This window comes from Sphingobium cupriresistens, from assembly GCF_004152865.1.
Lineage (GTDB): Bacteria > Pseudomonadota > Alphaproteobacteria > Sphingomonadales > Sphingomonadaceae > Sphingobium > Sphingobium cupriresistens.
Map to the genome: position 1 here is coordinate 1 of NZ_SEOO01000026.1, position 22586 is coordinate 22586.

Below are 22586 nucleotides of genomic sequence, written 5' to 3' on the forward strand. Positions count from 1 at the left end.
AGGGCATGGCCGCCCTTGCCACACCAATGATCGAGGAGGCACAGCCGCTACAGATTACACCCAAGGCCGCCTGAAAATGCAGCCCAGTGGCCACACCCGATTTTACACCACATTGACGGACGCGACCTGTCGACGGGCATGAAGGGGCATCGCACCCCGACCGGCGATTTCCCCATATTGCAGAAACGGCAATGGCATCGCTCCAACCTCTACAGCAATGCGCCCATGCCCTATATGCAGCGGCTGACCTGGGACGGGATCGCCCTCCATGCCGGGCATAATCCGGGCTATCCGGCGAGCCACGGCTGCATCCGCCTGCCCTATGCCTTCGCCCGCGACCTGTTCGCGCTGACGAAGATGGGGACGCTGGTGGAAGTGACGCAGGCGCGCCTGACTGCGGCGCTGCAATATGATCCGCTGGTGCTGGGCGATCCGGCGAGCCAAGTGGTGACCTTCGGGCCGGCGCGGAGCGAGCGGATGACATTGCCGCCGGTGCCTGCTGGCGGGAATGGGGCGCCGAGGCTGGAGGTCGATCCGGCGATTTTCGGCAATTGGGGCGGCTGAACCGTTAGGGGGTTGCAGGGTTTATTGTCTCTGGTCATCGTCCCCGATGCGCCATCCACGCCCATCTGGCGTGACGCGAGAAGGAGTGTCGATGCAGGCCAGCCCCTTATCTGCCCGATCCCTGCCAACCCGCTCCCTGGCGGTCGCTGCGCTGTCCACCATCGTCGAATGGTATGATTTCACCCTCTATCTCTATTTCGCCACGGTATTGTCGCGGACCTTCTTCGGCGGGGGTGCGGTAGGGCTGGGCGATGCGCTGGCGGGCTTTGCGCTGGCCTATCTGATGCGGCCGGTCGGCGCGATCGTGTTCGGCCATATCGGCGACCGCTACGGGCGGCGGGTGACGATGCTGCTGTCGATGGGGATGATGACCGCGGCGATGCTGGCCACCGCGATGTTGCCGACCCATGCGCAGGTCGGGCCGCTGGCGGGGTGGCTGATGATCGGGTTGCGCTGTGTCATGGCCTTCTCCGTCGGTGGCGAATATACCGGCGTCGTCGCCTATCTGCTGGAGGGCGCGCGGGCCGGGCGGCGCGGGTTCGTGACGTCGCTGGCGTCGGCGGCGAGCGAGGTCGGCGCGCTGCTGGCGGCGGGGGTGTCGGCGATCACCGTTGCTTCGCTGGACACCAGGAGCCTGACCGACTGGGGCTGGCGGATACCCTTTCTGGTCGGCGCGGTGTTGGCGGGCGTGATCCTGCTGGCGCGATCGACGATGGAGGAATCACCTGATTTCCTGCGGCAGCAAGCCCAGGCGACGACGCCCACCAATCCGTTGACCCACAGCCTGCGCCACCACAGGGCGGCGATCGGCCGGGGTTTTGCGATTTCGGCGCTGGGGTCGATCACCTATTATGTCGGCATTACCTATGTGCCGAGCTTCCTATCCGCCATGGGGACGACGGGGGAAAGGGACGCCCTGTGGCTGTCGACCCTGGCCGCGCTGGCTGTGATACTGGTGACACCGCTGGTTGGATGGCTGACCGATCGGGTCGGGCGGCGGCCGGTCCTCATCGCGTTGGCGCTGGCGGGCGCGCTGCTGCCGACGGCGATGTTCCTGCTGATGCAGGGCGGCTTCGGCGTGGCGCTGGCGGGGGCCGTGGTGCTCGCCTGCCTGGGCGGGGCGGTGAGTGCCGTCGGGGCGGTCGCCACGGCCGAGCAGTTTCCCGGCGAGGGGCGTTTGAGCGGCCTGGCGTTCGGCGCGACCAGTGCGACGGCCCTGTTCGGCGGATTGACGCCATGGCTGGCGCACTGGCTGATCGAACGCAGCGGCTGGGCCCCGGCGCCCGGCGCGATGATCGCGCTGGTGGCGCTGTGCGTGCTGCCCGTACTGCTGACGCTGCCCGAAACCGCGCCGCGGATACGCAAAAAGGCCGACCCGTCGCCGGACCGGCCTTTCTCGTAAAACCCCGCTCAGGGTTGTCCTTATGCCGCCTGGGCCGCTTCTTCGCTGGCGGGCAGGCGGATCAAATAGTCGAAGGCGGACAGACCCGCCGTCGATCCCGCGCCCATCGCGATCACGATCTGCTTGTACGGAACCGTTGTGCAGTCGCCCGCCGCGAAGATGCCCGGCTGGCTGGTTTCGCCGCGCGCGTCGATCTCTATCTCGCCACGGGGGGACAGGGCGATCGCGTCCTTGAGCCATTCGGTGTTGGGCACCAGGCCGATCTGGACGAAAATCCCTTCCAGTTCGACATCATGTTCGGCGCCATGGTTGCGATCCTTGTAGGACAGGCCCGTCACCCGTTCGCCATTGCCGTCCACCTTGGTCGTCAGGGCCGAGGTGATGATCTTGACATTGGGCAGGCTGGCGAGCTTGCGCTGCAACACCGCATCAGCGCGCAACTGGCTGTCATATTCGATCAGTGTCACATGGGCGACGATGCCGGCCAGGTCGATCGCGGCTTCGACGCCGCTATTGCCGCCGCCGATCACCGCCACGCGCTTGCCCTTGAACAGCGGACCATCGCAATGCGGGCAATAGGCGACGCCCTTGTTGCGATACTCGTCCTCACCGGGGACGCCCATCTGCCGCCAGCGCGCGCCGGTGGACAGGATGAGCGTGCGGCCTTTCAAGGACGCGCCGTTCTCCAGCACGACTTCATGATAGCCGCCCTCGGTCTGGGCCGGGATCAGCTTCGCCGCCTTTTGCAGGTTCATGATCTCGACGTCATAATCCTTCACATGCGCTTCGAGCGCGCTCGCCAGCTTCGGCCCCTCGGTGTGCGATACCGAGATGAAATTCTCGATATCCATCGTGTCGAGCACTTGGCCGCCAAAGCGTTCGGCTGCGACGCCGGTGCGGATGCCCTTTCGCGCCGCATAGATGGCGGCCGCCGCGCCCGCCGGCCCGCCGCCGACGATCAGCACTTCGAACGGGTCCTGGCTTTTGATCTTCTCCGCGGCGCGGACCGCCGCGCCGCTGTCGATCTTCGCGACGATCTGTTCCAACTCCATGCGGCCACTGGCGAAGGGTTCGCCATTCAGGAAGATGGTGGGAACGGCCATCACCTTGCGGCTGTCCACCTCTTCCTTGAACAGCGCGCCGTCGATGGCGACGTGGCTGATGCGGGGATTGAGGACGCTCATCAGGTTCAGCGCCTGCACCACGTCGGGGCAATTCTGGCACGAAAGCGAGAAATAGGTTTCGAAGGCGAAGTCGCCCTCAATATCCTCGATCTGTTGGATCAGATCCTGCGCCGCCTTCGACGGATGGCCGCCGACCTGGAGCAGGGCGAGCACCAGCGAAGTGAATTCATGGCCCATCGGCAGGCCGGCGAAGCGCACGCCGATTTCGGTGCCGACCCGGCGGATCATGAAGCTAGGGGTGCGCTGATCTACGCCGCTGACTACGGTCACCTTGTCGGACATGGTGGCAATGTCATTTAACAGTTCGTCCAGTTCGCGCGACTTTGCGCCATCATCCAGCGACGCCACCAACTCGATCGGCTGGGTGATGTTCGCCAGATAGCCCTTGAGCTGTCCTTTGAGATTTGCGTCCAACATCGTTCTGGCTCCGTTGCGTGAAGAGAGCGGGCCGCCTTGCCCTGTCCGAAGGGAGAGGAAAGGATAGGCGCAAGACGGCCCGCCGCCGGGGATGGTGCGACCCTAAGGCCCCGGATGAAATAGGGTTTGTCTGTCTAAGGGGGGCCTGATCCGCCGGGTTCCGCAACTGTTGGCGGAACCCGGCGAGCCTGTACGCGGCCAGGCGTATTTTTAGATCTTGCCGACCAGGTCGAGCGACGGCGCCAGGGTGGCTTCGCCTTCTTCCCACTTGGCGGGGCAGACTTCACCGGGGTTGGCGGCGACATATTGCGCAGCCTTGACCTTGCGCAGCAGTTCGGTCGCGTTGCGGCCGACGCCTTCCGAGGTGATTTCCATGAACTGGATCACGCCTTCGGGATCGACCAGGAAGGTCGCGCGGTCGGCCAGGCCAACGCCCGGACGCATCACGTCGAAATTGTTCGTAATCTGGCCCGACTGGTCGCCCAGCATATAATAGTTGATCTTGCCGATCGCCGGCGAGGTGTCGTGCCAGGCCTTGTGGCTGAAATGGGTGTCAGTCGACACCGAATAGACTTCCACGCCCATCTTCTGCAGGGTGGGGTAGATGTCCGCCAGATCTTCCAGCTCGGTCGGGCAGACGAAGGTGAAATCGGCCGGATAGAAGAAGAAGACCGCCCACTTGCCCTTCACGTCAGCGTCGGTCACGTCGACGAACTTGCCTTCCTTATAGGCGGTCGCGGAGAACGGCTTGATGGTGGTGTTGATGAGAGCCATTGGCTGTCCAAATCCTCATAATGATGTTGCAGTTGCGAACATCCATGTAGGGATGCGGTCGATTCGGGGGAAATTGGTTTTCTCGGATGGCCTGAGTGAGAAAAGCGATCACAGCCGATCGGACTGATCGATCGCTTCGCCTGTCCTCAAGCGTCCGCCATCACCTGTAACATAGCGTCTTCGACCATGGCTTGGGCCTCTTCTGGCGAAAAGGTCGATCGGTCGAGGCAGAGTTCGAGCCAGAGGCCGTCGACCAGCGCGGTCAGGCTGATCGCGGCGACCCGGACGCGCGCATCGCTCATCGCCGGGGCGGCTGCGCGCAGCAGCGTTTCGAGTTGCGCCCGCGCGCCGCCATAGACTTCGGCATGGACCGCGGCGATCTTCGGGTCGGACTTCACCAGGCTCCAGAAGGCGATCCAGGTGGCGAGCAAATCGGGATCGAGCACCGGCGGCAGGAAATTGGCTTGAAGGCAGGCGCGCAGCCGGTCGCGCGGATCGTCGCCTGCCGCCTCCATCGCGGCGTCGAGCGCGGCGGAGACTTTCGCGCCGACTTCGGCATAAGTGGCCAGGATCAGCGCATCGACGCCGTCGAAATAATGGGTCAGCAGCCCAGATGACACCCCCGCATGGCCGCAGATCGCGCGGACCGACGTGCCGCCCACGCCCTTTTCGGCCAGGCAGCGGGCCGTCGCCTCGATCAGCGCCTGGCGCCGCACATCCGCCGTCTCCCGGACAAATCGCGCCCTGGGTCGCGCCCTGCCCATGCCACCGTCCCTCTTGTCGTTCACGTCCAATCCCCCCGTTTCATCCTTTGCGCGCTGACGGTGCGGCTGGCAAGATGGCGTCTCAAGCGAGGGATCGAACCAGCGGCCCGGTTGGTTCTTCCTGGGACATGAAGGAGATTGACGGATGATGCGCGCCCTTTCCCCCTTGCTTGCGTTGCCCCTGTTGTTGGCAGGCTGCGCCAAGAGCGACGACAATGTCGCGGTCGCGAACAGTAACGCCGCCGCCGCAGTAGAGACGATCGAGGACATGGACGCGGTGCCGGCGAACGCGCAGGCGGCAGACGCACGTCTGCCGACAGACGATTGGGTCGGGCGCTGGATCGGGCCGGAGGGATTGTTCCTCGACATCCAGCCTTCGCCCGACGGCAAGCCGGGCCATTATGCGCTGACCAACAAGGACAATCTCGATCGGCAGGGCGATTATAGCGGCATCGCCGAAGGCGCGACGATCCGCTTCGTGCGCGACGGCAAGGATATGGCGATCCGGCCGGGCGATGGCGATGAGACGGGGTTCAAATATCTGGCGGGCAAGCAGGACTGCCTGATCGTGATCGCGGGGCAGGAGGGCTATTGCCGATAGGGTGGAGGCGCCGTTCCTATCCAGTCTTGGCGCGACGCCCGACATGGGCGGGTAGAAGACGTCCCCCTCCGGCCAACGGGAGGGGGATCATGGCAAATTCTGGTCCGCCGTCCCCGCCATCACTTGCCCAATCCCTCCAGCGCCGAAAAGCGCTGCGACCATAGCGCGCCATGGACGGCCATCCATCCGATTACCGGCGCCAGTCCCTTCACCCGCGCGGCGTACCAGGTTTCGCGCCCTGTCCGACGGGCGGTCACGAGGCCGGCACGTTTCAGCTTGGCCATATGGCGCGACACCATCGGCTGCGATACGCCCGATTGCTGGGTCAGCGCCTGCACATTCTGTTCGCCTTCGCGCACCAGCGTTTCCAGCAGGGCGCGGCGGGTGCCGTCGGACAGCGCCTTGAACAGGGCATCGGTGGCGGCGTCGCGATCGGCGCTGCGTGAATCAGTCATCATGGTTAACCCATAATCATTGGGTTATGGATTGGTCAAGTTTCTGAGCGTTTAACCGTCTCGAACCAGCGTTAACCAAAAAAAGTTCGGCACGGTGGGGGATAGAGTCTTTTGAGTCACACCGCCCGATATGGAGTCTGGGGCGAGTCGCACGACTCTATATCTTGTGGGTGCACCCTTCGTTCCCGGTCGTGTTAACCATTTCCTGAACGCCCTGTGATAAGTTGCTGATCTTGACGGCGGACTCCCAAGGACTCATCGCTGGTCCTTAGAACGAATTCGGGGGCTTTTGCATATGGGTGTAATGGAGCGCGTCGCGGCGCCGCGGCGGAAGAAGACGGCACGGCCGGTCGTGGTCGACGCGGCCCAGATCGCGACCGACACCCTGCTGCGCGGCGATTGCATCTCGGAAATGGCCAAGCTGCCCGACAATTGCATCGACATGATCTTCGCCGATCCGCCCTATAATCTGCAACTGGGCGGCGACCTGTTCCGGCCCGAAGGCGGCCGCGTCGACGCGGTCGACAATGACTGGGACAAGTTCGACACGCTGGGCAGCTATGACCGCTTCACCAAGGCGTGGCTGCGCGAGGCGCGCCGTATCTTGAAGCCCAACGGTTCGATCTGGGTGATCGGCAGCTATCATAATATCTTCCGCGTCGGCACCGCGCTCCAGGACGAAGGCTTCTGGATCCTCAACGACATCATCTGGCGCAAGTCCAACCCGATGCCCAATTTCAAGGGCACGCGCTTCACCAATGCGCATGAGACGCTGATCTGGGCGAGCCAGGGCGAGGACGCTAAATATACGTTCAACTACAAGGCGATGAAGACGCTGAACGATGAATTGCAGATGCGCTCCGACTGGGTGCTGCCGATTTGCGGCGGGCAGGAACGGCTGAAGCGCAACGGCGCCAAGGCGCACCCGACGCAGAAGCCCGAAGCGCTGCTCTATCGCGTGATGCTGGCCTGCACCAAGCCGGGCGACGTGGTGCTTGATCCCTTTTTCGGCACCGGCACTACGGGCGCAGTCGCCAAGCGGTTGGGCCGCAAATGGATCGGCATCGAGCGCGAGGATGACTATATCGAGGTCGCGCTGGAGCGGATCGAGGCGGCGCTGCCGCTGGACGAAAGCGCGCTGACCATCATGCAGACCGCGCGCCAGCAGCCCAAGGTGGCGTTCGGCACGCTGGTCGAGACGGGCTATCTGACGCCGGGCGCTATATTGCGCGATGCCAAGCGTCGCTGGCAAGCGGAGGTCCGCGCCGACGGTTCGCTGCTGGTGGGGGCCGATACCGGGTCGATCCACAAGATGGGCGCGACGCTGCAAAATGCGCCAAGCTGCAACGGCTGGACCTTCTGGCATGTGGAGGTCGAGGGCAAGTTGCAGCCGATCGACACGCTGCGGCAGACCTATTTGCTGGCGAACGAGCCTTAGCCTCATCCTTGCAATTCCGCTTGGGCTGGGCGAAGTCGAAGCCTTCCGCTGACCGAAGGGAAGCGACTTCGCTCCGCTCAGTGTGGCCCTTCGACTTCGCTCAGGGCGAACGGGAGAAATGATGACCCTTCCTGCCATCCCGCCCCACGCCCGCCTCTACCTGAAGCCCACATGGTTCGTGCCGACGCCGATCGGCTTGCCCGACGGGTCGGTGGCGCGGATGGGCAATGGGCTGATCTGGTTCCAGGGCTATGAACTGAGCGCCTTCGACGGCGCGCGACGGATCGCGCGGATCGTGGTGCCGGTGGCGGATTTCGATGCGGCCATTGCGGGACTGCCCGATGCGCTGGCGGCGCGGGCGCAGCGGCTGGCGGCGCATATCTCCGCGCTCCGCGCTCCGCTGGTGCTGGGCGACCGCACGATCCGCTTCGACGCGCCGCAGGTGATGGCGATATTGAACGTCACGCCCGACAGCTTCTCCGACGGCGGCAAGCATGTCGGCGATCCCCAGGCGGCGGCGGATGCCGGCTTCGCGATGGCGGCGGCGGGGGCGGCGCTGATCGACGTGGGCGGCGAATCGACCCGGCCGCGCGCGCCTAAGGTCTGGGAGGGCGACGAGATCGCGCGCATCGCCCCGGTGATCGAGCGGCTGGCGGCGGCGGGCGTGCCGGTGTCGGTCGATACGCGCAAGGCGGGCGTGATGGAGGCGGCGCTGGCGGCGGGCGCCGCTGTCGTCAACGATGTCAGCGCGCTTGCGCATGATCCGCGCAGTCTGGAGGTGGTGGCGCGCGCGCGATGCCCGGTGATCCTGATGCACGCCCCATCCGCTGGCGACGATCCGCATGACAATCCGGGCGGTTATGGCGATGTCGTCGCCGACGTGTTCGACCATCTGGAGGCGCGGATCGCCGCGTGCGAGGGGGCGGGGATTGCGCGCGACCGGATCATGGTCGATCCGGGGCTGGGCTTCGGCAAGAGCCTGGCCGACAATCTGGCGCTGGTGAACGGCCTGGCGACTTTCCAGGCGCTGGGCGTGCCGCTGCTGTTCGCAGGGAGCCGCAAGCGGTTGATCGGGGCGCTGTCGAACGAAGCGCCGGCGGCGGATCGGCTGGGCGGATCGGTCGCGCTGGGCTTCCGCGCGGCGCAACTGGGCGCGCAGATGGTGCGGGTGCATGATGTCCGCGAAAGCGTGCAGGCGCTTCACTTGTGGCGCGGGCTGGCGGATGCGGGATTGAGCGCGGTTTAGGCGGGTTTGGCCGGCCCGACTTCAAACTACCAAGCGCGCATAGAATCGGTTATCGACGGCCATCTTGGGGAAGTCGGGCGGCAGCGCTTCCGCCTCCACCCGCGCAAAGCCGTTCTTCTCGTAGAAGCGGTGCGCGGCAACGAAGCGGTCGGTGGTGCCAAGCCAGATTTGGGTCACGCCCCGGTCGCGGGCGGCCGCCAGAGCCGTGTCGAGTAGCGCCTGCGCCACGCCCGCCGCGCGGCCGCGATGGCTGGCGGCGACGAACATCTTGCGCAGGGCGACAGCGCCCGATCCGATATCCTTCAGCGCGACCGTGCCGACCAAGCGACCGTTTGCCCGCGCGACCCAGAAGCCGCCCGCGCCCGGCCCGTAATAGGCGGGAATGGCGCTCAGGTCCGGCTGGTCGGCCGCGGTAATGGCGATGCCATATTCGTCGCGCTGGATCGACAGCATCAGGTCCAGCACGCCCTGCTGGTCGGCGGGAGCGAACGGGCCGATCATGCGCGGCGCGGGGTCAGTTGGCGTTGGCCGCCGGGGCGGGGACGGCCGCTGGCGCAGGCGTCGTCCCGTCCTTCCGCGCGAAGCTGCGCAGACTGGCCAGCGTCTGCTCGGCGATACCCTGATATTGTTCGCTCAGCATTTCGGGATACACGAAAGTGGCGGTCACGATCGCGCCGTCGGGCTGCTTGAGCAGGCGGATCGCGACATTATTACCTTCGCCGTCATTGGCGGTGCCGCGATATTCATTCTCGCCGACGAAATCGCCATCCACGCCTTCGGCGCTGTCGTTGACCGCTTCCACAATCTGCTGGAGCGTCTGGTCATTGTCGTTCTTCTGCCAGAATACCCGCACGTCCGCGCCGGCGCCGGGGTCTTGATAGACCGCGCCGTCGGCGGTGCTGGCGGCCTTGTCTACGGTCCAGCCTTCGGGGAAGGTGATGGAAAAGCCGCGTGTCTGGTTCACATAATTGCGATTGTCGGTGTCCTCGGCCGTGGCGTTGGCGATCGCATTGGCCGCTGCGGCGTTGGCGGCCGCGGCCAGTTCCTCCTGGGTCGGCATGTCTGCGACCGGTTCGGACCGGCCACAGGCGAATAGCAGGAGGAGGGGGAGGCAGGCGGCCAAAGAGGCGGAACGGGCGGCGTTTTTCATGGCGCAATCCAAAGCATAGCCACGCGGATAATTCAACGGCGTAAGCCGGCCGCTTCGCTTATCCGTTCTTATCGGCCGTTCAGGCGGCGCTGTCGATGCCCAGTTCGGCCAGCTTGCGATAGAGGGTTGAGCGGCCGATACCCAGCCGCCGGGCGACTTCCGTCATACGGCCGCGATAATGGCCGATGGCGAGACGGATGACGTCGGCCTCGATCTCGGCTAGTTGGCGGACATGGCCGTCGCCTTCGAACAAAGTGATGCCCGCGCCGTCGCGATGCGGCTGGCTGGCGGCGCGCGGGCGCAACGACAATATGCTGGCCCCGGCCTGGATCTGCGACGCGATCTGCGGGAAATCCTGCGGCGTCAGCGCATCGCCCTCGCACAGGACGGCGGCGCGGAAGAGGGCGTTCTGGAGCTGGCGGACATTGCCCGGCCAGCCATGTTGCATCAACAGCGCCAGCGCATCATCGGTGACGCCCAGCCCGCGCAGCCCCGGCTGGGTGGCGATGCGGGCGAGCAGATGGCGGCAAAGCGCGGGAATGTCGCCCATGCGTTCGCGCAAGGGCGGGACGGTGAGCTGGACGACGTTGAGGCGGTAATAAAGATCCTCGCGGAAATTGCCGGCCTCGACCTCCTCGATCAGCCGCTTGTTGGTCGCGGCGATGACGCGGACATCGACATGGACCGGGCGGCGCGCGCCGATCGGCTGGACTTCGCCATCCTGCAACACCCGCAGCAGCTTGACCTGCGCGTCCAGCGGCATTTCGCTGACTTCATCGAGGAAGAGCGTGCCCATGTCGGCGCTGGCGAACTTGCCGACATGGCGGTCGAACGCGCCGGTGAAGGCGCCACGCTCATGGCCGAACAGTTCCGATTCGACGAGGTTGGCCGGAATCGCGCCGCAATTGACGGTCACCATCGCCTGTTTGTGGCGGGGGGAAGCGGCATGGATGGCGCGGGCGATGACATCCTTGCCGACGCCGCTTTCGCCCTCGATCAGCACGGGCACGCGGGCGCGGGCGGCCTTGGCCGCGATGGCCAGGGCGGCGCGGAATTGCGGGGCGGAACCGACCACATCCTCGAACGAGAGGGGGGCGGTGATCTTTTCGGTGAGCGGACGCAATTCGCCCGCCGCGGCGCCTTCGGCCAGCGTCGCGTTCAAGGCGGCGAGCAACCTTTCGGGCGCGATCGGCTTGGACAGATAATCGGTAGCGCCCGCGCGCATCGCCTCTACGGCGATGGCGACATTGTTATGCGCGGTCAGGATCAGGATCGGCAGCGCCGGGCGCCGACTACGAATTTCGCGGATCAGGCCCGATGGCTCATAGTCCGGGCTCCATTGGTCCAGGATGATGGCGTCAAGCTGCATCCCGTCCTGCGTGCCTAGCGTCGCAATGGCGGTTTCGCCGTCGGCGGCGAAGATGGTGCGCCATCCCGCACGCGCTCCCAGCGCCGACACCAGACGTCGCTGCGCCGGTTCATCGTCGATCAGCATCAGCATCGGTACGCCGTCGCGCGCCATCAAATCCCTCATATGCAACCCGCAGGCGATGGTAAGCGCAGGGGGTAAAGGCGGGCTTAACTGCGACGAATTTTCTTGCAGGCGGCGGGTTGAGGGCGCGGCCCCCAGACGATAAGAGGTGGGCCAGCATCGACAGGACAAGGGGACAGGATATGGCGTCGGACAGCAATATGAAGGCCGCGAACCAGACTTATGGAAGCTTCGTCGGCTTCGTCAAATGGGGCACGATCGTCAGCGTCGCGCTCGCCGCGCTGGTGGTGCTGCTGATCGCCTGACCCGCTTGCCGCAGGGCGTAATGACAGGCGCGCGCGCATGACGGGCGCGCTGGCGTTGCTGCCCCTGTTCCTGGCCGCCTGTGCGGGCGGCTATATCGCCGCCCGGCCGGGGACGGACTCCGATCGTCCGGCTTGGCGATCGGGAACGGGCGGCGTGGCCGCCATCCTGTTCGTCGGCGCGCTGATCGCCGCCGCCGAAGCGGGCAGCGCGACGGCGCGCTACATCGCCCTGATCGCCCTGCTATGCGCCAGCGCCGCGAGCGTCCTGTTGCTGGGCGTGCCAGAACGCGGCCTGACGCCGGATGGTGACGGTGATGACGGGGTGGACGGATGATCCCCCCTGTCGGCCCTGCATGGCTGGGCGCGCAACTGAATGGCATCGGTCCATCGCCCGTGGTGGCGGGCGCCTATCTATTCTCCGCCGCGCTGTTGTTGCTGGGGTTGTCGCTGCGTAGCGGCGGCCATGGCAATCGCTGGGCGATGGCGGGCATCGTGACCGGGGCGGCGGCGGCGGTCTATAGCCATGATGTCGTCAACCTGCCGGAAATGGTGAGCGTGGTCGTGATCGGCGGCGGCATCGGTCTGTTGCTGGCGCGGCGCAGCGCGGTGGCGGCCTTGCCCTGGCTGATGCTCGCGGGCCACGGCCTGCTGGGCGTGGCGGCGATGGCCATGGCCGCGACCCTGTGGCGCAATCCCGGCGCGTTCGGCTTGGCCGCCGACGATGGCCTATTGCTGACGCTCGGCTTTGCTTTGGGCGCGATGACGCTGGCGGGCGCGCTGGCCTTGGCGGTCGGTCGCAGGCCGGGCGGACTTGCCCTGCTTGGCAGCGGCGCGGGTTGGGCGGCGGCGGCGCTGGGCTTTGCTATCGGCAATAGTGCAATGGTCGTGGCGGGCGGCATGGCGGGCGTCGCCGGGCTGCGTCTGGCATGGCGCGCGCGGCGGATCGCATCAAGAGCCTTGCCCAGCGGGGCGGGCTTACCCTAACGCTATGGGCAAATCATTCCCGCAGCGGAGACGTATATGCACAAACTCGGCCTGATCGGCGGCCTTAGCTGGACCTCCACCGCGCGCTATTATGCCATCATCAACCAGGCGGTCCACCGCGCGCTGGGCGGGCAGCATAGTGCGCCGTTGCTGATCGAGAGCCTGGATTTCGCCGAAGTCGCGCGCTGCGCCACGGAAAATGACTGGGACTGCGCGGCAGGGCAGCTGATCGGCGCGGCCCAGAGGCTGGAGCAGGGCGGCGCAGGCGCGCTGTTGATCTGCGCCAATTCGATGCATCGCGTCTATGACCGGGTGCAGGCGGCGGTCGGCATCCCGATCCTGCATATCGCCGATATCGTCGGCAAGAAGATGAAGGCGGACGGCATCGAAAAGGCGGCGCTGATCGGCACGCGCAACGTGATGACCGAGAAATTCTATCGCCAGCGGCTGGTCGCGCATGGCATTTCGCTGCTGCCCGCCGACATGGAACTGGCCGAACGGATCGACAGGATCGTCTATGACGAACTGACCGTGGGGAAGGTGAGCAAGGAATCCGAACGCTATATGAAGTCGGAACTGACCGACATCGCGAAGGAGGATGTGCAGGCGGTGGTGCTGGCCTGCACCGAATTGGAGCTGATCGTGGACGTGAAGGCCAATGTCCTGCCCATCTATGATTGCACCAGCATCCACGCCAAGGCGGGGGTGGAATTCATATTGGGGTGAGCGCCATCCCGCGCAGGCGGGAGCCCAGTCCCAAGCCGGCCGATGATCGCGAGGGCGGTGCTGGGTTCCCGCCTGCGCGAGGAAATCGTGATGTATTTACCGGCCCGGCTCCGCCAGCGCGATATCCATGTCCGCCAGCGCCAGGCGCAGCAGTTCGGCCATGGCTGTGCGCGCGGCGGCGGTGTCGCGGGCGGCGATCGCCTGGAACACGGCGCGATGGTCGGGCAGGGGATCACGGGGCAACAGCTTCTTGCGATGCTTGAAGGTCGTGGTCCAACTGACCGCCGCGCCAACCGAACTGGCCAGCGCCTCCAGCGCGTCATTATGGGTGGCGGCCAGGATGGCATGGTGGAAACGCTGGTCTGCGGCGCGGCCGTCGGGCGTCGACAGGCCGAAGCGGCCCATTTCCGCCAGCGCGGCCTCCATCGTCGCCAGTTGCTCGTCGGTGCGGCGGCGGGCGGCGAATTCGGCGGCGGCCGGTTCGATCACGCCGCGCAGTTCGAACAGGTCGTGGATGAAATTGGCGTCCGGTTCCCCTGCGAACATCCAGGCCAGCATTTCGGGGTCGAGCACGTTCCAGCGACTGCGCGGCAGGACGCGGGTGCCGGCCTTGGGGCGGCTTTCCAGCATCCCCTTGGCGATCAGGATGCGCACCGCCTCGCGATAGGCGGTGCGGGAGACGCCGAGGCGCTCCGACGCCTCGATCTCACCCTCGAACAATTCGCCTGGGCGATGCTTGCCCGTAAGGATCGCGGTGCCCAGGTCGCGGGCGATCGTCTGATGGATGCGCAGCACGCCTTCCTCCGATCCGATCTTGCGCCCGCTACCCAAATCCCCGCTCCTATAGTCTAGTCCTCAAATGCTGCCGTAGGGCAATGCCGTCCGCAAAGAAAGGCGTCCGCCACCAGACGCAGCGGCGCGGTGTCGGCGTCGATCGCCCTGTCCGCCACCAGGCGCACGAAACGGCGGTACATGATCGGATATTCCTCGTCCTGCGCCTTCATCTGCACTTCGCCGTCCAGACGCAGCGTGTTGCCGCCTTCGGACAGGAGCAGGCTGCCCTTGTCCGTCTCGACCGCAATGTCCCAGGTTTGCGGCCCGGTCTGGCGCCAGTCGAACAGGGTGTCGATCGCGGCACCGGATGCCGTCGCCATGGCCAGCGTCGCGCCGATCGGCGCTTGCTTGTTCGACGGCACTTCCAGTTCGGCCGACAGCACGGTGATCGGTTCGCCGACGATTTCGGTCAGGATCGACAGGGCGTTGATGCCCGGATCGAACACGCCAAAGCCGCCCGCTTCCCAGATCCAGGGCTGGCCCGGATGCCAGTGACGGACATCCTCGCGCCACTGGATGTCGATCCGCTCGACCTTGCGCTCCGCGATCCAGGCTTTCGCCTGCGCGACGGCGGCGGCATAGCGGCTGTGCCAGCTGGCATAGAGCGTCACGCCCTGCGACTTGGCCAGCGCCGTCAATGCCTCCACTTCGGACACGGTCGCGCCCGGCGGTTTTTCCAGAAATACATGCTTGCCCGCCAGCAACGCCTGCCGGGCCGCATGATAGCGGACCTGCGGCGGCTGGCACAGGATGACGGCGTCGAGGTCGGGTTCGCCCGCCAGCATCGCGCCGAGGTCGGGGTAATTATTCACCCCTTCCCCCTGCGCGTTGCGGCTGGCGACGGCGACCAGGTCGATGCCGTCGATCTTTTCGATGGCGGGCAGGTGCTGATCGCGCGCGATCTTGCCGAGCCCTACCAGACCTGCCCTGATCGTCATGCGGCCACTTCCAGCTTGCCTTCGTTACGCCGCGTCAGGCCCCAGGGGTTGGCGGCCTGCAACGCGGGCGGCAACAGGCCGTCGGCCAGATCCTGATAGCAGACGGGACGCAAGAAGCGCATCATCGCCAAGGTGCCGACCGAGGTCGAACGGCCGTCCGAGGTCGAGGGGAAGGGACCGCCATGCACCATGGCATGGGTCACTTCGACGCCGGTGGGCCAGCCATTGGCAAGGACGCGGCCGACCTTGCGCGACAGCGTGGGCAACAGCTTGGCGGCATTGTCCGCATCGCTGGCTTCCATCTGGAGCGTCGCGGTCAACTGGCCTTCCAGATCGGCGATGGTGGCGATCACGTCCTCGATCGTGGCGCACTTCACCAGGATCGAGGACGCGCCGAACACTTCATGCGCCAGCGCCGGGTTGGCGCGGAACTGGTCGGACGCGGTGGCGAAGAAGGCGGACTGGCCGCGATTGGCGCCGTCCGCTTCGGTGCCGCGCGCGACGGTAGTGACGCCATCGGCGTTGGCCAGCGCCTCGACGCCCTTTTCATAGGCGGCGTGGATGCCGGGCGTCAGCATGACCTGCGCGGCGTTGGCCGACAGGGCATTGGCGGCCGAGGCGACGAACGTGTCGAGATCGGGGCTGTCGAGCGCAATCACCATGCCGGGATTGGTGCAGAACTGGCCGGCGAACAGCGACATGGAACCGACGAATGCGGTGCCCAGTGCTTCGGCGCGCGCAGCGAGCGCACCGGGCAGCAGGACGACCGGGTTGATCGACGACATTTCCGAATAGACCGGGATCGGCTCTTCGCGCTTGGCCGCAATCTGCATCAGCGCAATGCCGCCGCCGCGCGATCCGGTGAAGCCCACCGCCTTGATATGCGGATCGGCGACCAGCGCGCCACCCAGATCATTGGTGGTGCCGGGCAGGTAGGAGAAGACGCCTTCGGGCAGGCCGCAGGCCGCGACCGCCGCGATGATCGCGCGGGCGACCAGTTCGCCGGTGCCGGGATGGGCGGGATGGCCCTTCACCACGACCGGGCAACCGGCGGCGAAGGCGGACGCGGTGTCACCGCCCGCGACCGAGAAGGCGAGCGGGAAGTTGGATGCGCCGAACACGGCGACGGGGCCGAGCGCCTGGTTGACGCGGCGCAGGTCGCTGCGGGGCAGCGGCGCGCGGTCGGGCAGCGCCTTGTCGATGGTGGCGTCGAGCCAGTCGCCCTGGCGGACATAGCTGGCGAACAGGCGCAACTGGCCGACGGTGCGGCCGCGTTCGCCCTCCAGACGACCGCGCGGCAGGCCGGATTCGCTCATCGCGGTGGTGATGAGCAGGTCGCCGATGGCGACGATCTGGTCGGCGACGCTTTCCAGGAAGGTGGCGCGCGCGTCGGGGGTCAGGGTGGAGAAGCTTTCGAACGCAGCGTCCGCCAGCGCGGTCGCATCCGCGACATCGGCGATCGATGCGTTGGAAAAGGCGACCTCGCCCTTCGCGCCGCTCGATGGGTCGATGGCGTAGAAAGGCGCGCCGCCGGTGCGCTCGCTCGCGCCGATGAGGATGGCTCCGTTGAACATGATGTTCTCCTGAATAGGGGGCAATGGAATTTGGTTAGATGCTCGCGCCGGGAAGCGCTGATCGATTTCCGGCACAGGTGATGCAAAGGCGGTTAAGGTGGGGGGCGCCGCAGATGGCGATGGACGCCCCCGCCTTCAACGGATCAGTGGTTGTCGCGCGGCAGGCCCATGGTCTGGGCGATGCGCTGATATTTCTCCGCGCCTTCCAATATGGCGCCGGTGTTCAACTGGCCGACGACCGACCGCTGGATTTCCTGCCAGGGGGTTTGCGAGGCGGGATATTGGAAGCCGCCCGCGGCCTCCAGCTTCGCCCGGCGCTCGGCCAGTTCCTCGTCCGAAATCAGGACGTTCACCGTACCGGCTTTCAGGTCCATGCGGACCCGGTCGCCGGTTTCCAGCAGCGCCAGGCCCCCCATTGCCGCCGCTTCGGGCGAGGCGTTGAGGATGGACGGGCTGCCCGACGTGCCCGACTGGCGACCATCGCCGATGCAGGGCAGAGCGCTGACGCCTTCGGTGATGAGATAGGCGGGCGGGCGCATGTTCACGACTTCTGCCGCGCCCGGATAGCCGATCGGCCCGGCGCCGCGCATGAACATCAGCGAGTTGGCGGTGATGCCGGTGGCCGGATCGTCGATCCGGTGATGATAATCCTCCGGCCCGTCGAACACGACCGCCGGGCCTTCGAAGGCTTCGGGATCGTCGGGGTTGGACAGGTAACGATCGCGGAACTCGACGCTGATGACGCTGGTCTTCATGACGGCGGCGTCGAACAGATTGCCCGACAGGACGAGGAAGCCGGCGTCCGTGACCAGCGGCTGGTCGAACGGACGGATGACCTTCTCATCCTCGATCTCCACGCCCTTGCAATTTTCGCCCATGGTCTTGCCATTGACGGTCATCGCGCTTGTCCGGATCAGGCCCTGGTCGATCAACTGGCTGACCACGGCGGGAACGCCGCCGGCGCGATAATAATCCTCGCCCAGATACTCGCCGGCGGGCTGGAGGTTGACCAGCAGCGGCACCTTATGCCCGACCGTCTCCCAATCCTTGAGCGGCAGGTCGACGCCCATATGGCGGGCGATGGCGGACAGGTGGATCGGCGCATTGGTCGATCCGCCGATCGCCGAATTGACGACGATGGCGTTGTGGAAGGCGTCCAGCGTCATGATGTCCGACGGCTTGAGGTCTTCGGCGACCATGTCGACGATGCGCTTGCCGGTAAGATAGGCGACTTCCTGGCGATCGCGATAGGGGGCGGGAATCGCGGCGGAACCCGGCAGCATCATGCCCAATGCTTCGGCCAGGCTGTTCATGGTCGATGCCGTGCCCATCGTGTTGCAATAGCCGGTCGACGGCGCGGACGAGGCGACGAGCTTGATGAAGCCTTCGTCATCGATCTTGCCCGCCGCCAGCAGCTGGCGACCCTTCCAGACGATCGTGCCGGACCCGGTGCGCTCGCCCTTGAACCAGCCGTTCAGCATCGGGCCGACCGACAAAGCGATGGCGGGGATGTTGACGGTGGCGGCAGCCATCAGCAGCGCCGGCGTGGTCTTGTCGCAGCCGGTGGTCAGGATCACGCCGTCGAGCGGATAGCCGTACATCGCTTCGACCAGGCCCAGATAGGCGAGGTTGCGGTCGAGGCCGGCCGTGGGCCGCTTGCCGGTTTCCTGGATCGGATGCACCGGAAATTCGATCGCGATGCCGCCCATTTCGCGAATGCCCTCGCGCATCCGCTCGGCCAGCACGATATGGTGGCGGTTGCAGGGCGACAGGTCGCTGCCGGTCTGGGCGATGCCGATGATCGGCTTGCCGCTGCGCAGTTCGTCCAGGCTCAGGCCGAAGTTCAGATAGCGCTCCAGATAGAGCGAGGTCATGTCGATATTGTCCGGGTTGTCGAACCAGGCGCGGCTGCGCAGCTTGGGGAAGGTCTTGGGCGAATCGCTCATCGGGGCATCCTGATTCAAGAAATGGCTGACGCAAAAATTGGGCATGGCGCGTTGACGCGCTCCGCCTCCTGATATACTCAGACAAATAGAAATTCAAGCACCCGAAAAGAGAAAATGTGAGCGCTACCATACAGAGGGAGTCGACGGTGTGTCGATGAACGGCTATGCCGTCGTCGGCGATTGGGGGACAAGCCGTCTGCGGCTGTTCCGGGTCGAAAACGGCGTCTTGACGGCGCGGTGCGACGGGCCTGGGATCGGCGCTGTGCGCGGCGCGGCGGAGGCGGCCTTCGCCGATACGATCGCGCCCTGGCTGACTGACGGTTTGCCCGGATCGATCACCCTGTGCGGCATGGCGGGCGCGCGCGAAGGCTGGGTCGAGGCGCCCTACGCGGATTGCCCCGCCGATGCGGCGCTATGGCGGCAGGCGGCGATGCGCTTCGACTGGCGCGGCGCGCCGGTCGCCATCATGGCGGGCCTGGCCTGCCAGGGCGCTGACGGCATCGCCGATGTCATGCGGGGCGAGGAAACCCAGATATTCGGGGCGATTGCCCGTGACCCGGCGCTGGGTGCGGGACGGCACATGATCGTCCTGCCCGGCACCCACAATAAATGGTCGCTGGTTGAAGATGGCCGCATCACCGCCTTTCGCACCATGCCCACCGGCGAAATCTTCGCGCTGCTGCGCGACCATTCGACCCTGGGTCTGAAGGTCGGTGCCGCCAACCCGGTCGAAGAAGCCGCCGGCTTCGCCGAGGGGCTGGACCGCGCGCATGACGGGAAGCTGTTGCAGTCGTTGTTCGCGGCGCGCGCCATGCGGCTGCGCCAGGGGCGCTCGCCCGACTGGGCGCTGGGCTATCTGTCCGGTCTGCTGATCGGCTGCGAGGTCGCGGAGATGCGCGACACGCTGGGGGTAACGGACAGCATCATCCTGATCGGCGATGCGCGCCTGTCCGCCCGCTATGCGCAGGCGCTGGACAGGCAGGGCGTGGCCACGCACATGCTGGACGGCGACGCCTGTGCGCTCGCCGGCCTTGGCCTGAGGGAGATTTGATAGCATGACCCTGGACGACCTGCTGGCCGATGGCGCGCCGCCCGTCTGCGCGATCCTGCGCGGCATAAGGCCCGACGAGGCGATCGACGTGAGCGCCGCTTTGGTCGATGCGGGCATCCGCATTTTGGAAGTGCCGTTCAATTCGCCCGATCCGCTGGCCAGCATCGCGGCGATGCAGGCCGAATTTGGCGACCGCGGGCTGATCGGCGCCGGCACGGTGCTGAGCGTCGAGGCGGTCGAGGCGCTACATGATGCGGGCGGGCGCATCATGGTCACCCCCAACACCAATCCGGCGGTGATCGCGCGCGGCGCGGCATTGGGGCTGGACCTGCTGCCTGGTTTCATGACGCCCAGCGAAGCCTTCGCCGCCATCGCGGCAGGGGCGAAGCGGATCAAGCTGTTCCCGGCGGCCCGTCTGGGCGCGGCCTATGTGAAGGCGGTCAAGGACGTGCTGCCGCGCGAGGTGGGCGTGTGGGCCGTGGGCGGCACCGGCGCGGACACGATCGGCGAATGGCTGGCGGGCGGCTGCGAAGGCATCGGCGTGGGCGGCGCGCTCTACAAGCCGGGCGACGACGCGGCGACGGTCGGCCAGCGCGGCCGCGATCTGGTCGCGGCGTGGCAGGCGACCTTGCGCTGACAGTCAGGCGACCGTTTCCGGCACGTCCGCAGGCCTGTCCAGCACATCCCGGACCTTGGCGGCCAGATCGGCATAGCTGAAGGGCTTGGTCAGCAGGTCGACGCCTTCGTTCAGCCGGCCGTGATGGACGATGGCGTTGCGGGCATAGCCGGTGGTGAACAGGATCTTGAGGCCAGGCCAGCGCAGCTTGGCCGTGGCGGCCAGATCGGCGCCGGTCATGCCGCCGGGCAGCACGACATCGGTGAAAAGCAGGTCGACCGGTCCCTCGGCCGCCTCCAGCGCCGCCAGCGCGGCCGCGCCGTCGGCCGCAGGGATGACATGATAGCCAAGGTCGCGCAGCGCTTCATGCGAATAAGCGCGGACATTATCGTCATCCTCGCATAGCAAGATGGTTTCCTGTCCGCCCGTCGCCGCGAACGCAGGCGTTTCCTGCGCGTCCTCCATGGTCGTGCAGCCATGATGGCGCGGCAGATAGAGCATGACGCTGGTGCCCTGGCCCGGCTCCGAATAGACCCGCATATGGCCGCCGGACTGTTTGATAAAGCCGTAGACCATCGACAGGCCAAGGCCGGTGCCGCGCCCGACATCCTTGGTGGTGAAGAAAGGCTCGATCGCTTGCGCCAGCGTCGCGCCGTCCATGCCTTCGCCGGTGTCCGACACGCCGATCATCACATAGGGGCCGGGCGCCAGGTCGGTTTCGCGCGCGGCCTGCTGCGCATCGATATAGCTGTTGGACACTTCGATCGTCAGCTTGCCTCCGTCCGGCATTGCGTCGCGGGCGTTGACCGCCAGATTGAGCAGCGCATTTTCCATCTGGTTGACGTCGACGGCGATGGGCCAGGGTTCGGGCGCGTCCATCGTTGTCACGCTGACGGTCTCGCCGAGCGTCCGGTGTAGCATGTCGGACATGCCGGCGACCAGTCGGTTGGGATCGGTCGGTCGCGGGTCGAGCGGCTGGCGGCGGGAGAAGGCGAGCAACCGCTGCGTCAGCACCGCCGCGCGGTCCGCCCCGGCCGCGGCGCGCCCGATCATACGCTGGAGCCTTGTGTCGTCGGCGGGCAAGGCGCGTTGCAACAGTTCCAGATTGCCGGTCACGATCTGTAGCAGGTTATTGAAATCATGCGCCACGCCGCCGGTCAACTGACCCAGCGTCTCCATCTTCTGCGCCTGGCGCAGCGCAGCTTCGGCGTCGGCCAGCGCGCGGGCATGGGCGCGCTGCTCAGTGACGTCGCGGGCGACGGCATAGACGATGTCGTCTTGGGAGACTGCGGTCCAACTGAAGGTGCGATAATCGCCGTCGCGGGTGCGAAACCGATTGTCGAAGCGCAGCACCGGCTGGCCGTGCGCCAGCCCGTCAATCTGATCGCGGGTTGGCTGGATGTCGTCGGGATGCTCCATCCATTCGGCGGTGCGGCCGATCAGTTCCGCCTCGGTCCAGCCCAATATCTCGGTCCAGGCCGGGCTGGCCGCGAGCCAGACGCCGGTCGTGTCGGCGATCAGGAACGGGTCGCGCGCCAGCGCCCAGAGCCGGTTGCGATCGGCCAGCATGGCCCGTTCCGCCAGCACGCGCTTGGTCGTCTCGCTGACGATGCACAACACGCCGCCGATCGACCCGTCGGCTTCGAACACGGGGGAATAGCTGATGTCGAAATAGACGTCCTCGCCGCGCCCGCCGTCACGCTCGATATAGAAGGCGCGGTCCTTTGCGTGGATGGTTTCTCCGGTGTCGAGGACGGACCGGAGCAGCGGACCAAGATCGTCCCACAACTCACGCCAGCCTTCACGCGCCGGGCGGCCCAGCGCCAGGGGATGCTTGTCGCCGATCGTTGGCGCGTAGGATTCATTATAAAGCGCGCAGAAATCAGGCCCCCAGAACAGCACGATCTCCGCTTTAGAAGACAGCATGAGGCGCACGGTAGAGACGAGGATGGGCGACCAGCCATCGACCGGGCCGAGGGGGGAGGCTGTGTCCAGCCGGGCGGTCAGAGCGCCGATCGGTCCCTGTGCGGCGATCATCGCGGCTGTTCCCGTCGATGCGGCGATCATGAAAAGTCCCTGCATTAAACCAAGTTAGGATGATACGCCCGCCGGGGCTTTTGTTTCC

Annotated in this window: 22 protein-coding genes and 1 pseudogene; 11 read left to right on the top strand and 12 right to left on the bottom strand. The window is 66.2% G+C overall.

All coding sequences use genetic code 11. The features are described from left to right. Nucleotides 1-126 precede the first annotated feature (126 nt). Nucleotides 127-564, top strand: a pseudogene (locus EWH12_RS15090) (L,D-transpeptidase family protein); the annotation flags it as partial. A gap of 91 nt (nt 565-655) precedes the next feature. Next, complete coding sequence (locus tag EWH12_RS15095; protein ID WP_129927087.1) at nt 656-1966, top strand: MFS transporter; 1311 nt, start codon at nt 656-658, stop codon at nt 1964-1966. A gap of 20 nt (nt 1967-1986) precedes the next feature. Here EWH12_RS15095 and ahpF read toward each other — a convergent pair whose 3' ends face one another. The 3 genes from ahpF to betI form a co-directional block, all read right to left on the bottom strand. Continuing rightward, complete coding sequence (ahpF, locus tag EWH12_RS15100) at nt 1987-3567, bottom strand: alkyl hydroperoxide reductase subunit F (RefSeq protein ID WP_129927088.1); 1581 nt, start codon at nt 3565-3567, stop codon at nt 1987-1989. 210 nt (nt 3568-3777) lie between these two features. Continuing rightward, nucleotides 3778-4341 carry an alkyl hydroperoxide reductase subunit C gene (gene ahpC, locus EWH12_RS15105; RefSeq protein ID WP_066604289.1) on the bottom strand — a complete coding sequence of 188 codons (564 nt, stop codon included), beginning with the start codon at nt 4339-4341 and terminating at the stop codon, nt 3778-3780. A 146-nt stretch (nt 4342-4487) separates the two neighbouring features. After that, nucleotides 4488-5105 carry a transcriptional regulator BetI gene (gene betI / locus EWH12_RS15110; protein WP_129927117.1) on the bottom strand — a complete coding sequence of 206 codons (618 nt, stop codon included), beginning with the start codon at nt 5103-5105 and terminating at the stop codon, nt 4488-4490. Between the two features lie 148 nt (nt 5106-5253). Here betI and EWH12_RS15115 point away from each other — a divergent pair, with 148 nt between their 5' ends. Next, a complete protein-coding gene (locus EWH12_RS15115; protein ID WP_408021511.1) occupies nt 5254-5706 on the top strand; it encodes a hypothetical protein in 453 nt (150 codons plus the stop codon). Nucleotides 5707-5825: 119 nt separating this feature from the next. Here the strand turns inward: EWH12_RS15115 and EWH12_RS15120 are convergent, their stop codons facing one another. Next, a complete protein-coding gene (locus EWH12_RS15120; protein ID WP_129927089.1) occupies nt 5826-6164 on the bottom strand; it encodes an ArsR/SmtB family transcription factor in 339 nt (112 codons plus the stop codon). A 292-nt stretch (nt 6165-6456) separates the two neighbouring features. On the opposite strand from EWH12_RS15120, the gene EWH12_RS15125 reads away from it, so the two are divergent. After that, nucleotides 6457-7599 carry a site-specific DNA-methyltransferase gene (locus EWH12_RS15125; protein WP_066604279.1) on the top strand — a complete coding sequence of 381 codons (1143 nt, stop codon included), beginning with the start codon at nt 6457-6459 and terminating at the stop codon, nt 7597-7599. 121 nt (nt 7600-7720) lie between these two features. Further along, nucleotides 7721-8845 (top strand): dihydropteroate synthase, encoded by a 1125-nt coding sequence (gene folP / locus EWH12_RS15130; protein WP_066605623.1) that lies wholly within the window; start codon nt 7721-7723, stop codon nt 8843-8845. 21 nt (nt 8846-8866) lie between these two features. Here folP and EWH12_RS15135 read toward each other — a convergent pair whose 3' ends face one another. The 3 genes from EWH12_RS15135 to EWH12_RS15145 form a co-directional block, all read right to left on the bottom strand. Continuing rightward, nucleotides 8867-9346 (bottom strand): GNAT family N-acetyltransferase, encoded by a 480-nt coding sequence (locus EWH12_RS15135; protein WP_129927090.1) that lies wholly within the window; start codon nt 9344-9346, stop codon nt 8867-8869. 13 nt (nt 9347-9359) lie between these two features. Next, entirely contained in the window at nt 9360-9995 is a 636-nt protein-coding gene (locus tag EWH12_RS15140; protein ID WP_129927091.1) for a hypothetical protein, read from the bottom strand. A gap of 79 nt (nt 9996-10074) precedes the next feature. Then, nucleotides 10075-11517, bottom strand: a complete 1443-nt coding sequence (locus EWH12_RS15145) for a sigma-54-dependent transcriptional regulator (protein WP_066605617.1) — start codon at nt 11515-11517, stop codon at nt 10075-10077. Between the two features lie 152 nt (nt 11518-11669). Between EWH12_RS15145 and EWH12_RS15150 the strand changes: the two genes are divergently transcribed. From EWH12_RS15150 to EWH12_RS15165, 4 genes are read left to right on the top strand one after another with little or no spacing between them, the layout of a single operon-like run. Continuing rightward, nucleotides 11670-11792 (top strand): aa3-type cytochrome c oxidase subunit IV, encoded by a 123-nt coding sequence (locus EWH12_RS15150; RefSeq protein ID WP_066604273.1) that lies wholly within the window; start codon nt 11670-11672, stop codon nt 11790-11792. Nucleotides 11793-11829: 37 nt separating this feature from the next. Continuing rightward, nucleotides 11830-12126: a hypothetical protein gene (locus tag EWH12_RS15155; protein WP_066604269.1), complete on the top strand. Its 297-nt coding sequence runs from the start codon at nt 11830-11832 to the stop codon at nt 12124-12126. Continuing rightward, complete coding sequence (locus EWH12_RS15160) at nt 12123-12776, top strand: NAD(P)(+) transhydrogenase (Re/Si-specific) subunit beta (RefSeq protein ID WP_129927092.1); 654 nt, start codon at nt 12123-12125, stop codon at nt 12774-12776. The genes EWH12_RS15155 and EWH12_RS15160 overlap by 4 nt, the downstream gene beginning before the upstream one ends. 36 nt (nt 12777-12812) lie before the next feature. Then, nucleotides 12813-13502, top strand: coding sequence for an aspartate/glutamate racemase family protein (locus EWH12_RS15165; RefSeq protein ID WP_129927093.1), 690 nt, complete (start codon nt 12813-12815; stop codon nt 13500-13502). Nucleotides 13503-13598: 96 nt separating this feature from the next. Here the strand turns inward: EWH12_RS15165 and EWH12_RS15170 are convergent, their stop codons facing one another. The 4 genes from EWH12_RS15170 to EWH12_RS15185 form a co-directional block, all read right to left on the bottom strand. Beyond that, nucleotides 13599-14333, bottom strand: coding sequence for a FadR/GntR family transcriptional regulator (locus tag EWH12_RS15170; protein WP_066604259.1), 735 nt, complete (start codon nt 14331-14333; stop codon nt 13599-13601). Nucleotides 14334-14350: 17 nt separating this feature from the next. Further along, nucleotides 14351-15274, bottom strand: coding sequence for a Gfo/Idh/MocA family protein (locus EWH12_RS15175; protein WP_066604257.1), 924 nt, complete (start codon nt 15272-15274; stop codon nt 14351-14353). Continuing rightward, nucleotides 15271-16848, bottom strand: a complete 1578-nt coding sequence (locus EWH12_RS15180; protein WP_129927094.1) for an aldehyde dehydrogenase (NADP(+)) — start codon at nt 16846-16848, stop codon at nt 15271-15273. The genes EWH12_RS15175 and EWH12_RS15180 overlap by 4 nt, the downstream gene beginning before the upstream one ends. 143 nt (nt 16849-16991) lie before the next feature. After that, nucleotides 16992-18794, bottom strand: a complete 1803-nt coding sequence (locus EWH12_RS15185; protein WP_129927095.1) for an IlvD/Edd family dehydratase — start codon at nt 18792-18794, stop codon at nt 16992-16994. 154 nt (nt 18795-18948) lie between these two features. On the opposite strand from EWH12_RS15185, the gene EWH12_RS15190 reads away from it, so the two are divergent. Then, a complete protein-coding gene (locus tag EWH12_RS15190) occupies nt 18949-19845 on the top strand; it encodes a 2-dehydro-3-deoxygalactonokinase (RefSeq protein ID WP_129927096.1) in 897 nt (298 codons plus the stop codon). A gap of 4 nt (nt 19846-19849) precedes the next feature. Continuing rightward, nucleotides 19850-20482: a 2-dehydro-3-deoxy-6-phosphogalactonate aldolase gene (locus EWH12_RS15195; RefSeq protein ID WP_129927097.1), complete on the top strand. Its 633-nt coding sequence runs from the start codon at nt 19850-19852 to the stop codon at nt 20480-20482. A 3-nt stretch (nt 20483-20485) separates the two neighbouring features. On the opposite strand, the gene EWH12_RS15200 is transcribed toward EWH12_RS15195, so the two are convergent. Continuing rightward, nucleotides 20486-22528, bottom strand: a complete 2043-nt coding sequence (locus tag EWH12_RS15200; protein WP_129927118.1) for a hybrid sensor histidine kinase/response regulator — start codon at nt 22526-22528, stop codon at nt 20486-20488. Nucleotides 22529-22586 lie beyond the last annotated feature (58 nt).